Source organism: Mesorhizobium sp. Primo-A (assembly GCF_003997175.1).
Lineage (GTDB): Bacteria > Pseudomonadota > Alphaproteobacteria > Rhizobiales > Rhizobiaceae > Mesorhizobium > Mesorhizobium ciceri.
This window is the reverse complement of sequence record NZ_RZTG01000037.1, coordinates 1-12,493: the sequence shown is the minus strand read 5'-3', so window position 1 is coordinate 12,493 and position 12,493 is coordinate 1. Positions and strand designations below refer to the sequence as shown.

The 12,493-nt window shown below is 64.0% G+C and carries 12 protein-coding genes and 1 pseudogene; 9 read left to right on the top strand and 4 right to left on the bottom strand.

What is annotated here, in order from left to right:
* Both EOC83_RS32135 and EOC83_RS32130 read right to left on the bottom strand, forming a co-directional pair.
* Positions 1-540 (bottom strand): sugar ABC transporter permease (locus tag EOC83_RS32135; RefSeq protein ID WP_164762433.1); only part of this gene is annotated, 540 nt, incomplete at its 3' end.
* Position 541: 1 nt separating this feature from the next.
* Entirely contained in the window at positions 542-1,792 is a 1,251-nt protein-coding gene (locus tag EOC83_RS32130; protein ID WP_063170675.1) for an extracellular solute-binding protein, read from the bottom strand.
* Between the two features lie 137 nt (positions 1,793-1,929).
* On the opposite strand from EOC83_RS32130, the gene EOC83_RS32125 reads away from it, so the two are divergent.
* The 3 genes from EOC83_RS32125 to EOC83_RS32115 all read left to right on the top strand — a co-directional run bounded on the left by EOC83_RS32125 (position 1,930) and on the right by EOC83_RS32115 (position 5,208).
* Positions 1,930-2,853 carry a BadF/BadG/BcrA/BcrD ATPase family protein gene (locus tag EOC83_RS32125; protein WP_063170674.1) on the top strand — a complete coding sequence of 308 codons (924 nt, stop codon included), beginning with the start codon at positions 1,930-1,932 and terminating at the stop codon, positions 2,851-2,853.
* Positions 2,854-3,876 carry an SIS domain-containing protein gene (locus EOC83_RS32120; protein WP_063170673.1) on the top strand — a complete coding sequence of 341 codons (1,023 nt, stop codon included), beginning with the start codon at positions 2,854-2,856 and terminating at the stop codon, positions 3,874-3,876.
* Between the two features lie 141 nt (positions 3,877-4,017).
* Entirely contained in the window at positions 4,018-5,208 is a 1,191-nt protein-coding gene (locus EOC83_RS32115) for an ROK family transcriptional regulator (RefSeq protein WP_063170672.1), read from the top strand.
* A 416-nt stretch (positions 5,209-5,624) separates the two neighbouring features.
* Here the strand turns inward: EOC83_RS32115 and EOC83_RS32110 are convergent, their stop codons facing one another.
* Positions 5,625-6,611 (bottom strand): aldo/keto reductase, encoded by a 987-nt coding sequence (locus tag EOC83_RS32110; RefSeq protein WP_063170671.1) that lies wholly within the window; start codon positions 6,609-6,611, stop codon positions 5,625-5,627.
* A 167-nt stretch (positions 6,612-6,778) separates the two neighbouring features.
* Here EOC83_RS32110 and EOC83_RS32105 point away from each other — a divergent pair, with 167 nt between their 5' ends.
* Genes EOC83_RS32105 through EOC83_RS32085 form a run of 5 tightly spaced genes read left to right on the top strand, consistent with a single transcriptional unit; the run spans position 6,779 to position 11,394 of the window.
* Positions 6,779-7,987: an ABC transporter substrate-binding protein gene (locus EOC83_RS32105; protein WP_063170670.1), complete on the top strand. Its 1,209-nt coding sequence runs from the start codon at positions 6,779-6,781 to the stop codon at positions 7,985-7,987.
* Positions 7,988-8,034: 47 nt separating this feature from the next.
* The gene (locus EOC83_RS32100) at positions 8,035-8,934 is read left to right on the top strand and encodes a branched-chain amino acid ABC transporter permease (RefSeq protein ID WP_244506993.1); all 900 of its coding nucleotides are present in this window, start codon (positions 8,035-8,037) and stop codon (positions 8,932-8,934) included.
* A complete protein-coding gene (locus EOC83_RS32095) occupies positions 8,931-9,947 on the top strand; it encodes a branched-chain amino acid ABC transporter permease (protein WP_063170669.1) in 1,017 nt (338 codons plus the stop codon). The genes EOC83_RS32100 and EOC83_RS32095 overlap by 4 nt, the downstream gene beginning before the upstream one ends.
* On the top strand, positions 9,944-10,666 hold the full coding sequence (locus EOC83_RS32090; protein ID WP_063170668.1) for an ABC transporter ATP-binding protein: 723 nt from the start codon (positions 9,944-9,946) through the stop codon (positions 10,664-10,666). The genes EOC83_RS32095 and EOC83_RS32090 overlap by 4 nt, the downstream gene beginning before the upstream one ends.
* On the top strand, positions 10,663-11,394 hold the full coding sequence (locus EOC83_RS32085; RefSeq protein WP_082826775.1) for an ABC transporter ATP-binding protein: 732 nt from the start codon (positions 10,663-10,665) through the stop codon (positions 11,392-11,394). Before EOC83_RS32090 ends, EOC83_RS32085 begins: the two co-directional genes overlap by 4 nt.
* 26 nt (positions 11,395-11,420) lie before the next feature.
* On the opposite strand, the gene EOC83_RS32080 is transcribed toward EOC83_RS32085, so the two are convergent.
* Entirely contained in the window at positions 11,421-12,161 is a 741-nt protein-coding gene (locus tag EOC83_RS32080) for a FadR/GntR family transcriptional regulator (protein WP_127326034.1), read from the bottom strand.
* Positions 12,162-12,347: 186 nt separating this feature from the next.
* Between EOC83_RS32080 and EOC83_RS33500 the strand changes: the two are divergent.
* Positions 12,348-12,473, top strand: a pseudogene (locus EOC83_RS33500) (NAD(P)-dependent oxidoreductase); the annotation flags it as partial.
* Positions 12,474-12,493 lie beyond the last annotated feature (20 nt).

The window sequence follows — 12,493 nt, the reverse complement described above, 5'->3', positions numbered from 1 at the left end:
GAGCCAGTGCCAGACGTTGGCGAACAGGACGCTGCCGAGTGCGGTGTGTTCGTTGCCGAGCCACGGTATGGCGCCGATGCCGACCAGCGCCAGCGTCTGGTTCACCAGGCCGAACAGCGGATGCAGGAACAGTTTCCACAGGAAGCCGACGATGACCGCCGACAGCACGACCGGAAGAAAGACGATGACCTGGTGGATACGGTGGCCGGGCAGCGCCTTCAGCAAGGCATAGGCGAGCAGGAAAGCGGTGCCGTTCTCGAACACCATCAGCGCCACGAAGGCGATGATGTTGTGCTTCAGCGCATTCCAGGTCCAGTCGCTGTAAGGCTGTTCAAACAGCACCTTGCGGAAGTTTTCGAAGCCGATGAATCCGGTCGGCTGCAAGCCGTTGAACTCATAGAAGGCAAGGCGGAAGGCTGAGAGCAGCGGCCAGAGCACGAACAGCACCATGACCACCAGGGCCGGTGTCAGCAGGGACGCGATCCAGAGTGACCGGCGCCACGGAAAGGCTTTTGTGGTGTGGCGCCGGCCGCTGTTCATGTCACTTGCCCTGGAAAGGCTTGTACCATTTGGCGAGGCCGTTGGTCAGGTCGGCGGCCAGCTGGTCCGGGGTGATCGAACCCGACATCATCTTGGTGATGTCGCCCTGCAGCAGCTCCGATCCCGTCGGTTTCTCGAAACGGAAGTAGACGACATTGATATGCGGCATGGCGGTTTCGTTCAACTTGGCGACATGGGCGAGAAGCTCGTCCTTGATGACGACGCCCTTGATCGGCGAGATGTTGCCGAGCAGAGCGGAGAACTTGTCGCCGAACTCCTTTGTGCCCATCCAGTTGACCAGCTTGAGCGCGGCCTCCTTGTTGGCCGACTTGGCGTTGACCGCATAGCCGCCGTCGAAGAACTTGGTCACCTGCGGCGTATCGCCGGCCTTGACCACTGGCGGGGCGACGAAGTCCATGTTGATGGCCGGGTTCTGGGTGCGATAGCTGGCGATGTCGAAGCTGCCGCCGGCAAGCATCGCCGCTTTGCCGCTGATGAACAGCTGGCCGGCGGTGTCATAGTCGATACCTTCGAAGCCGGGCGGCATGTAGTCGCGCAATTCGAGCAGCTTGCCGAGTGCGGCGACATAGCGCGGGTCCTTGAAGGTGGTCTTGCCCAACGTCAGGTCGCTGACGAAATCCTGGCCGAGGAACGGGTTGGTGAAGATGGCGACGAACATCTCGTTGAACCAGCTTGTGCCCATGCCGTTGGCGAGGGGATAAATACCCTTGTCCTTCAGCGCCTTGCTGACGGTTATGAACTCATCCCATGTGGTCGGCGGGGTCAACCCGGTCTTGGCGAAGACGTCCTTGTTGATGAACAGGCCGAGCGTCTGCGAAGCGAAGGGCAGCGAATAGACCTTCTTGTCGGCGCGATAGGTGCCGGCCACCAGCGCATCGGCGGGCTGGTTGGCGAGCGAAGGCACCGTGGTCAGATCCTGTGGTTCAAAATAGCCGGCCTTCACGAACTGCTCGAGCCAGCCATAGGCGTGGGTGTGGATGACGTCGCCACCCTTGCCGGCGGCCAGGGCCGTCGAGACGATGGTCGGATAGTTCTCGTCCGGGAAGGACTCGAACTTCACATGGATGTCCGGGTTGGCCTTGGTGAAATCGGCGAAAAGTTCGTTGTAGGCGGCCTTGTCTTCCTGGCGCCAGGTCCAGAACGAGATGTCGGTGGCATGCGCCACGCTGGCTGCCAATCCCCATGCGAAAGACGCGGCCGCGAGGGCCAGCCCAATCCTTCTCCTGCTCATGTTGCAATCTCCCAATCGCGCTTGATGCGCTTTTTACGACGATTATCAAATCATAGTTCTTGCCGTCTGGAAAGATAGTTTGTAAAGTTTCCTAACTAACGTGGATTGGACGCGGCAGCCCGGCTTGCGCGGTGGATATGGTGACCCAGAAAATCATTGCAGGCGTGGATATAGGCGGCACCAAGACGCGCATCATGGCGTGCCAGGGCGAGCGCATCGCCGACGAGGTGCTGGTGACGGAGAGCTGGCGCATTCGCCAGATGGAGACTGATGCCGAGACACTGGCTGGGATCGTCGCGGGATTGTGCGGCGGGGTCGCGCCCGCTGTGCTGGCCGTTGGCGCGCATGGCTGCGACACGGGTGAACAATGCCTTCGCTTCCAGGCGCTGCTGGCTAGCAGGACCGGTGGTGCGGTGCAGGTGGTCAACGATGCCGAGCTGATGGTTCCTGCCGCTGGCTATATCGACGGCATCGGCGTCGTCTCCGGCACAGGCTCGATCGCGGTGGCACGCACGGCCGATGGCAAGATGCTGGCAGCCGGTGGCTGGGGCTGGATCCTTGGCGACGAGGGCAGCGCGCCGGCATTGGTGCGCGAGGCGGCGAAAGCAATCCGGCACAGCCTCGACCGGGGCCAGGATGGTGACCCGCTGATTGCCGGGCTGATGCGCGAACTGGGTACAGACGACCAGACCAAGCTTGGCATCCTGCTCAACGAAACGCGTGGTGCCGCGGTCTGGGGCCGCTATGCCAATGCCGTATTCGACGCGGCGATCGCCGGCTCGGCTCTGGCTATCCGTATTATCAGCGAAGGCGGGGCAGGGTTGGCCGCATTGGTCGAACTCTTGATCGAACGCGGCGCCAATCCCGCCCTTGTCGTGGCTGGCGGCGGGGTCATCTCGGAGCAGCCGATGTTGATGACGGCATTCGTCGAGGCCATGGCAAAGGTCTCGCCGTCGAGCCAGGTGCTGCTGCTGCGCGAGCCGCCGGTGCTGGGTGCGGTCGCCTTGGCGAGACGACTGCTGGTCGGTCAGGGCCAATCTTCGGGAATTGGAGCGGTTTGAATGATGAAGCGTATCGGCTATCGCCCGGCGGTGGCGCGCCAGACGGAAAGTCTCGAAATCGGCCGGCGTTCGGTGGCCTCGTCGCTTGACGACCTCGATCTCGGCGCTTTTGCCGGCAAGACGATCGGGCTTGCCGGCATCGGCGCCAGCTATCAGGCGGCGCTGGCCGGTGCGCTTTATCTGCGCGCCTCCGGTATCAAGGCTTTTGCCTATACGCCGACCGATCTCTATGGCCGGACGGATGCAGCTGCCGATGCGTTCATCGCGCTGTCGGCCTCCGGGCAGAGCCGCGAAATCTACGACGTCATGCGCGAGGCGTCGGGCGCGCCGCGCCTGGCGGTCTGCCGTGGCAGCGGCAATCCGCTGGCTGATCTGACTGGTGCTGTGCTTGCCACGGATTCTGGCGCCGACAATGGCGCAAGCTCCACCGGCTATACCGGGACCTTGCTGGCGCTCGGCATGCTGATCGACAGGCTCGCCGGCAACAGATTCGACTGGACGACTTTGTCACCTGCAGCCGCCACCGTCCTTTCCGGTGCGCAAAGCGCTGCCGGGCAGGCGGCCCGGCTGCTGCAGGGCAGAACATCCATCGACATCGTCGCCGCCGGTGTCGGCTTCGCCAATGCCGGCGAGGCGGCGATGCTGATACGCGAGGCGGTGCGGGTGCCGGCATCGGGATGGGACACGCTGAACTATCTGCACGGGCCGATGGAATCGCAGGATGCGGCGACCGGACTGATCGCCATCGGCGACGGTCGCGAGGTGAAGATCGCGCAGGATCTTGCGGCGCTGGGCTGCTCCTCGGTGCTGGTGACGCGGCGCAGCGATGTCGCTCCAGCCGACAGGCTGGTGGTGATCTCGATTCCCGCGCTCGGCAACGCCATCGCTGATGCCATACTGGAGATCATCGCCATCCAGCTCATTGTCGGCGACATGCAGGACGCGGCCGGCCTCACCGATATCGTGTTCCGCTACCGCCAGACCGATACCAAGCTGAAGCCGTGGTCGCCGACCGAAGTCTGACGTCCTTGTCCGGACATCGCGGAAATTGCCAAACCGGTCAGCAATGAGGCATTGAGGACAGGATATGGCTTTCGAGTCGGGGCAGCGAATGCGCTTTCGCCGACCGGAGACAGGATTTCAGGCAAAGGTCGAACGGCTGAGATGGCGGCTGCGGAAATCCCCAATCTGACCGACAGCGCCCGGGCGGTGCTGCGCCTGCTTGCCTCGCACGGGCCGGTGACGCGGCCAAAGCTCGGCGCCATGCTCGACCTGTCGAAGCCTACCATGTCGGCGGCGGTGTCGGAGCTGAGCGCGCTCGGCCTCGTCGCCTCGCGTGGGATTGAGCGCGGCGCCATTGGCCGCACGGCGACGATCTACGGCATCGGTCCAGGTGCCGGCTACGCGATCGGCATCGATGTCGGCGCCGCCCAGGTGCGCGCCGTCGCCTATTCGATGGATGCGCAGAAGCTGGCGTCGGCGGAAGAACCCATCCCGGAAGCGATAGCCGGCGACGCCGACGCGGTCGGCGCCGTCGTAGAGTCGGTGGCGCGTGCCACCATGGCCAGGGTCGCCAAGAGTTTTCGCGCGCTGCGCGCCATTGCGGTGGCGGTGCCGCGCATCGTCTCCAACAATCGTTTTGACCGGCCCGGCGGGCCGTCCGCCGTGCTTGGCCTGCTGCGGCGCAGTATCAAAGTGCCGATCATCCTGGAAAATAACGTCAATTGCGCGGCCATCGGCGAGATGCATTTTGGCGCCGCGCAAGGCCACCAGACCTTCGCCTTCCTGCAGGTCGGCGTGCGGGTCGGCCTCGGCTTCATCACCGAGGGGCGTTTGTTTCGCGGCGCCGGTGGTGCGGCCGGCGAAATCGGCCGCATGCCGTTTCCATGGTCGGCCAGCGAGACGCCCTATCGTGAAGGGCTCGAACATTATCTCGGCTCGCGGGCGTTGATCGAGCGCTGCCGTGTCGACTGGCCCGCAGGAGAAGGCGTGCCGCCCGACTCGGCCAAGGATCTTTTTGCACGCGCGCTCGAGGGCTCGCCGCCGGCGGTAGTGGCCGTCGCGCGCCATGGCGCCGATATCGGCAGGCTGGCGGCCGGCTGCATCGGCATGCTCGACCCCGGCCTGATCGTGCTCGGCGGCGGTGTCGGCAGAAACCCGCTGATGACGGAAAACGTCGAACGCGTCGCAGCAGAGCTTGCATGGTCAACACCCATCGCTGTCAGTTCCCTGGGGGATGACGGGACCGCGCTCGGTGCCGTGAAGCTGGCAGTTGATTACACTCTCGGGCTGATGCTGCGCGAAGGGCGTCACCCGGCTGTGGTGCTGCCCCCAGCGTCAAACGTGGAGAGTTAGAGGTGGTGTATTGTGGAGCACAGTATCTCGTCGTCGCTGAGCAGTGACTGCTCTTACCTTGCCAAGGAAGCGCCTGATTGACGAGAGAGAGATTGTGCCATGTGGATTTCGCTCATTACGGACTTCGGGAACGTTCGGGGCAGGGATTCAGGTGGTTGGACCGACCGGCGAGGTCCAGGAACTTGCCGTGATAGTCGCCGTCGACCTCCTGGTTGAGGTGCGGCATCAGCCTCGTTTCAGGCGATCATGAGGTCGGCTTCGAAATCCTGCTCGAGAACTGCATCTGCTCGAGGCCCGAAACGGCATCAGGATTGATTGGGACCGCTTGAGCCCTCTGGTTTCTGAGGCGACGCCTATTTCGTCACATCAGGCTGCCGACGCGTCAATGTGGCGCTCGCGATACCGAGGGATATTGCCTACCAGCGTTGATGCACATGGGGCTTGATGTCCTGGTCGTAGACGTCCCGGATCTTGCCCATGAGTTCATCGGACAGCCGCGGGAGGTCCGCGGCTTCAGCGTTGGAACGGGCCTGTGTGGGATTGCGGGCGCCCGGAATGACGACGCTCACCGCGTCGAACATCAAGATCCAGCGCAGCGCGAATTTCGCCATCGTCGTGTTGCCGGAAACCATCGGTCGGATGCGCTCGACCGCCGCCAGGCCTACCTCATAAGGCACGCCCGAAAACGTCTCGCCGACATCGAAGGCCTCGCCGTTGCGGTTGAACAGGCGGTGGTCGGTGGTCTCGAATTTGGTGTCGGCCTTGAACTTGCCCGACAGCAGGCCGCTGGCCAGGGGCACGCGGGCAATGATGGCCACGTCGTGCTTTTTCGCCTGATCGAAGAACAATTCCGCCGGTCGCTGGCGGAAGGCATTGAAGATGATCTGCACGCTGACGACGCCGGGATATTGCATCGCCTTCAGCGCTTCTTCGACGCGCTCGACGCTGACGCCATAATTGCGGATCTTGCCTTGCTCGACCAGCCGGTCGAGGCGCTCGAACACTTCAGGGTGGTAATAGAGGTCGGTCAGTGGGCAATGCAGTTGCACGAGGTCGAGCGTGTCGGCCTCGAGATATTTGAGGCTGCGGTCGACCCAGTCGGCCAGGTTCTTCTGGTTGAAGCCCTCGACCGTTTGTGACGGCAGCCGCTTTCCGGCCTTGGTGGCGATAAACGGCCGCTCACCGCCCCGTTCCTTCATCACCCTGGCGATCAGCTTCTCCGAGCGGCCATCGCCGTAGACGTCCGCCGTGTCGATGAAGGTGACGCCGGCGTCGAGGGCTGCATGCAAGGCGGCCACCGCGTCGTCGTCATTGACCTCGCCCCAGGCGGCGCCGATCGCCCATGAGCCAAAACCGACTTCGCTGACTGATGTGCCGGTGCGGCCGAATTTCCGTGCTTGCATCTTGCTGTTCCTGACTGCGGCTTTGCCGGCAATTCCGGCTCTGCGATTCTGATTTCGGGGAGCCATGGCAATGCGATTGACATCCCTCTCTGTAAGATTTACCAGATTACAGGGTTGTATGACAACCCTGTAAGACTGCAATCATTTGGAGTCGGGAGGATCTCAAATTGAACACCGTTCTTAAAATGGGCGCGGCCCTGTGCCTTGGCGCGCTAGCTCATCCTGCGTGGGCCGAAGACAACATTGTCAAGATCGGCGTCGTAGCCGCCGAATCCGGCTCGTTCGTCTCCGCCGGCCATACGCTGCCGGCGGGCGTCGGCCTCGCCGTCAAGCAGATCAACGATGCCGGCGGCTTCAAGGTCGGCGGCAAAACCTACAAGCTGGAAATGGTCAAGCGCGATGACCGCACCGATATCGCCACTGCAATCGCCGCCACCCAGGAGCTGGTGCGCGACGTGAAGGTGCAGGCGATCTTCGGCTCGGAAACGCATGACTTCACGCTGGCCATGGCCAAGATCACCCAGCCGGCCAAGATCATCCATTTCGCCGGCAATTCGACGTTGGCGAAAATCTTGACACCGGACTCGGTCAAGCCCGGCGGCGAGGATCACTATCTCTTCCAGTCCGAGCCGCAGGAATTCCAGCGCTCCGGATCGACCGCGCGCGGCGTGCTCACCCTGCTCGAGCCGCTACTTGGCTTCAAGCCGAAAAAGTCAGTGATGATCGTCGGCAACGATGCCACCGGCCAGTTCCTGTCATCCTACTACTACAAGGCATTGAAGGCCGAAGGGCAGGACGTGCCGGACATCATCTTCTATCCGCCTGATACCACCGATTTCTCGCCCTTCCTGACGCGGGCCAAGAGCCTCAATCCGGACATTATCCACTTCTGGTACAATGGCGATTCAACGCTGACGGCGCTGCCGCAGGCGCTCGAACTCGGTGCGGCGAAAAGCTACTTCCTGTTCGGCGTTGACCCCGGCATCTGGAAGGAAAAGCAGCTGTCCGCCGATGTGCCGGTGGCGATGAGCTGTGTCCCGGTGTGCTGGGGCGAGTCCTCGAACCCGAAGGCCAAGGCTTATTTCGACGCCTACTTCGCCGCGGGCGCGCCGCATGGCGTGACCTCGTCGGTGTCGCTGCTCTACCACGATTACGTCCACTTCCTCGTCGAAGCCTGGCAGAAGGCCGACAGTTTCGATCCGGACAAGACGGTCGACGCATTGCTGAGCCTCCACCACCAGGGCGTGGTCTCGGATGATTTGACCTTTAACCAGACCCACCAGGTCACCCACGCGACGGAAGTCTGCGCGGCGGCACCCGGCGGCGCCATCTCCTGCGCCATGCAGCAGCCCCCGGCCGAAGCGCCGAAGAGCTGAAGCTTCATCATACCCGAGTTGGCGGAATCCACCGCCAACTCCCTTTCTTGCAAGACAGGCAGGTCTCGATCGCCGTGGATATCTTCATCCAGCAAATCCTCAACGGCCTTTCCATCGCCAGCGTCATCACGCTCATCGCCATTGGCGTGACGCTGATCTTCGGCCTCACCGGCATCATCAATTTCGCTCATGGCGAATTCCTCATGATCGGCGGCATCGTCACTTGGCTCGCCGTCAGCGCGGGCCTCGGCTTTCCCATAGCGGTGGTGCTGGCCATCCTGGCTGTCGGGCTGATGGGCTATGTGCTCGAGCGCGGCCTGTTCCGCTTCACGCTGGAGCGACCGACCAACGGCTTCATCGTCTCGCTCGGCCTCATCGTCGTCCTGCAGCATGTCGTCGTGCTGTGCTGGAACCCCAACCAGAAAAGCATCCCGCGCCCGCTGACCACGGTGTGGGAGGTCGGCGGTGTACGCATCGCTTCTGTGCGCGTCATGGTCATACTGATCACCATCGCCGTGGTGGCGCTGAGCTTCCGCATGATCACCGCGAGCCGCTACGGCCGTGCCTTGCGGGCCAGCGTCGAGGACCGTGACACCGCCGCTTTGATGGGCATTCCGGTGCGCCGCTACATCACCGGCGTCTTCGTGCTCGGCAGCGCGCTGGCCGGCCTTGGTGGCGCGCTTCTGATCGCGCTGTTCCCGATCACGCCGTTCACCGGCGGCACCATGGTGATGAAGGGCTTTGCCGTCGCGCTCATCGGCGGGCTCGGCAACATCTATGGCGCCGTCGCCGCCGGCCTCATCCTCGGCATCGTTGAAGGCTTCAGCGCCGGCTACGGCTTCTCGCAATGGACCGATGCCTACTCCTTCGTCTTGATGATCCTGGTGCTGATCGTGCGCCCGCACGGCCTGTTCGGCGGCACCAGCGGACCGAGGATGGCGTCATGAACGGCGGTGCCACCCTCAAGCCGCTGCGCGCGCTGCTGCCGGTGCTGGTCATCCTGGCGCTGATCGCGCTGGTGCCGCTCGCCTCGCCCTCGAACCGCTTCCTGTCGCTGGCGATTTCGGCCGGCACCAACGTCATCGCGCTTTACGGCCTGTCGGTTCTGTTCGGCCAGACCGGCATCCTGTCGATGGGGCATGCGGCGCTGGTCGGTGTCGGTGCCTACGGGGCGGCGATCCTCGCGCGGGACTTCGGCGTCGGCTTCTGGACGGCACTGCCGGTGGCCGCCCTGGCAAGTGCCGTCTTCGCCATGATCGTCGGCATTCCCTCGCTGCGCGTCGGCGGCCATCACTTCGTCATCATGACCTTCGCTTTCGGCCAATTGCTCGCCATTGTGCTCACCAATGGCGGCGACTATACCGGTGCCGCCACGGGGCTCGACATCGCCGGTCCGGTCACCCTGTTCGGCGCCGACATGAGCGATTTGACGCGCTACTATCTGATGGTGGTGGCTTTCGTCACGGCAGCGGCGGTGGCGAGCTGGGCGATCATCCACTCCTCCTATGGCCGCACGCTGCGCGCCATCCGGGAGAACCAAAAGCTGGCCGCCTCGCTCGGCATCAATGTCGGCCGCCACAAGATCGGCGCCTTCGTCGTCAGCGGCGTCTTTGCCGGCATCTCCGGCGTGCTGTTGGCCTATTTCCTCGGCCACATCTCGCCCTCGCAATTCTCGTCTTTCCCCAGCATCTACCTGGCGCTGATGGTGATGATCGGCGGGGCAAGGCTGATCGAGGGCCCGCTGGCCGGCGGCATCCTCGTCGCCTTCCTGCCGGAAGTGCTCAACCTCGATCCGGTGCAGTCGCGCATCGTCTACGGCGTCTGCCTGATCGCAGTCATCATGCTTTTGCCCGATGGCCTGATCGGCGGTGTCGTGCGGGCGCTTCGCTCGATGTTGGCGGGCAATCCGAAGCGGGAGACGAAAGAGCGCGATACCGCCCCCTCGGAGGCACGGCGGTGAGCCCGATCCTGGCGATCAGCGGCCTGAGCAAGCAGTTCGGCGGTGTCACGGCACTTGGCGGCGTCGACCTCGCCGTCGAAGAAGGCGAAATCCTCGGCGTCGTCGGTCCCAACGGGTCGGGCAAGACGACTTTGTTCAACGTCGTCACCGGCGTTCATAAGCCCAGCGCCGGCAGCGTGCTGTTTCGCGGGAGCGACATCACCGGTCTCAAGCCGCATGCCATATCGCGAGCCGGGATCGGCTACACCTTTCAGCAAGCGATGGCCTTTGCCGGCCTCGGGGTGCTGGAGAATGTCCAGATCGCTGGCGAACATGCGAGGGCAGGCGGCACTGCCAATCCGTGGCCGACACCAGAGGCCCTGCTCGACTTCGTCGGCCTGAAGGCGCTTGCCGGCGAGAAAGCCGGCGTGCTGCCGTTCGGCAGCCTGCGCCTGCTCGGCCTGGCGCTGGCGCTGGCCACGCGGCCGTCGCTGCTTCTGCTTGATGAACCCGCCGCCGGCCTCAACGACCGCGAAACCTCTGCCCTTGTCGGCCTTGTTCGCCAGTTGCCGGGCCATGGCATCACGGTCTGCGTCATCGACCACGACATGAAGCTGATGCAGATGCTGTGCCGGCGCCTTGCCGTGCTCGACTTCGGCTCCAAGATCGCCGACGGGCCGACCGAAAAGGTGCTTGCCGATCCCAAGGTGCTGGACGTCTACCTCGGAGGCGATCTGTGAACCTGCTCGCCGTCTCCGATGTCGTCACCGGCTATGGGCCGACCATCGTCAACCGTGGCGTCTCGCTGACATTGGCCGAAGGCGAAATCGTCACCATCCTCGGACCCAATGGCGCCGGCAAGTCGACGCTGCTCAAGGCTATCGCCGGGCTGATCAAACCCCGCTCGGGCAACATCGCTTTCGACGGCGCCGACGTCACCGGGTCCGCCGCCGATGTGATGGCCAGGCGCGGCGTCGTGCTGGTGCCGGAGGGCAGAAAAATCTTCGTCGAGATGACGGTCGAGGAGAATTTGCGCCTCGGCGCCTATGCGCGCCGCGACGAGGCGGCCGTCGAGGCCGACTTCCAGACCATGCTTGCCTTCTTTCCGATCCTCGCCACCAAGCGCCGCGACCGGGGCGGCTCGCTGAGCGGCGGCCAGCAGCAGATGCTGGCGATCGCGCGCGGGCTGATGACGCGGCCGCGCGTGCTCTTGCTCGACGAGCCGTCGCTCGGCCTGTCGCCGCTGCTGGTCAAGGAGATCAAGGCGATCATCCTCGATATCGGCGGGCGCTTCGGCGCTTCGGTGCTGCTGGTCGAACAGAATGCCGGCCTGGCGCTCGCGGTCGCCGCGCGCGGCTACCTCATGCAGAACGGCCGCATCGTCGTCTCCGGGCCGATCGCCGAATTGCGCGACATGTCGCTGATGCGCGAACTCTATCTCGGCGGTGTGGCAGGGGCGCCCGCATGAGCGCGCAGTCAGTCGTGGCTTGCCCCTTATTCGTGAACAGCTTTGTCGCGCAAATCTTCGAAGCGAGCATAGCTCTTGGTCAAATGGTTGCGCATGGCGCGCCGCGCCGCGTTGACATCCCTGGCTTCGATCGCGGCAAGGATGGCGCGATGCTCGCGCTGCATGCGGTTGAGGTATTTTTCCCGCTCGGCTTCGGTCATCCGGTCGAGCCGCGTCCATTGGCGCGGGATCATGGCGCTGCCGAACGTGTCGAACAGCCGGGTGAAATTGGGGTTCTGCGTTGCCGCGAGAATGGCGCGGTGGAAACCAAAGTCCTCTTCCGAGCCGGAGCCGCCGGCACGCACCGCCGCTTCCAGCGCATCCAGCCGCGCGCTCATCTGGCCGAGCGCCGCTTCGCTGCGCCGCTCGGCCGCAAGGCCGGTCGCTTCGACCTCGATGCCCATGCGCAGTTCCAGCACGCGCAGCACCTCGTCGATCGATTCGAGATCGTCGGGCAGGATCGAAAAGGTCCGTGGCAGCGGGTCCTTGGCGACGAAGGCGCCGAGCCCCTGACGTGTGGTGATCAGTCCCCGCGCGCGCAGTGCCGCCAGCGCCTCGCGCACCACGGTGCGGCTCACACCGGTGGCGGCGACGATCTCCTGCTCGGTCGGCAGCCGCTGGCCCGGCGCAAGATCGCCGGATTCAATCTGCGCGATCAGCGTGTTGACGAGCCCGGTCCGCAGATTGGGCGCCTGCGGTATGGCATCGAAAAGCAGGATTTCCGCCATCGCGCGGGCTCCGGTCCGAGTCTTCGGAAAGGCCGTTTCTTGTTCGAAGGCCGATTCTTGTTCGAAGCATTGCATCGACAGGTGCCCGCCGCAAGGTGACGAAAGTTGAGCCCGCCGGCACGGGCCAAAGGAGGATTTTATGAAAGAACGCATTGGCTTCATCGGCTTGGGCAGCATGGGCGCCGGGCGGCGGTGCGCAACGGCTTTGCCACTGCGGTCACGACAGGCCATGGCGAGAAGTTCGTGCCGGCGCTGTCGGATATTGTCGCGGGGTTGAATGGGGTGTCGCTGGTGGGTCCACCGTGGGCGTGAAATCGCATGGGGCTCTGGGG

Bases quoted from the DNA above. Each gene is read 5' to 3' on its own strand.
- EOC83_RS32130 (WP_063170675.1), bottom strand. From the start codon at position 1,792: ATGAGCAGGAGAAGGATTGGGCTGGCCCTCGCGGCCGCGTCTTTCGCA.
- EOC83_RS32125 (WP_063170674.1), top strand. From the start codon at position 1,930: ATGGTGACCCAGAAAATCATTGCAGGCGTGGATATAGGCGGCACCAAG.
- EOC83_RS32120 (WP_063170673.1), top strand. From the start codon at position 2,854: ATGATGAAGCGTATCGGCTATCGCCCGGCGGTGGCGCGCCAGACGGAA.
- EOC83_RS32115 (WP_063170672.1), top strand. From the start codon at position 4,018: ATGGCGGCTGCGGAAATCCCCAATCTGACCGACAGCGCCCGGGCGGTG.
- EOC83_RS32110 (WP_063170671.1), bottom strand. From the start codon at position 6,611: ATGCAAGCACGGAAATTCGGCCGCACCGGCACATCAGTCAGCGAAGTC.
- EOC83_RS32095 (WP_063170669.1), top strand. From the start codon at position 8,931: ATGAACGGCGGTGCCACCCTCAAGCCGCTGCGCGCGCTGCTGCCGGTG.
- EOC83_RS32080 (WP_127326034.1), bottom strand. From the start codon at position 12,161: ATGGCGGAAATCCTGCTTTTCGATGCCATACCGCAGGCGCCCAATCTG.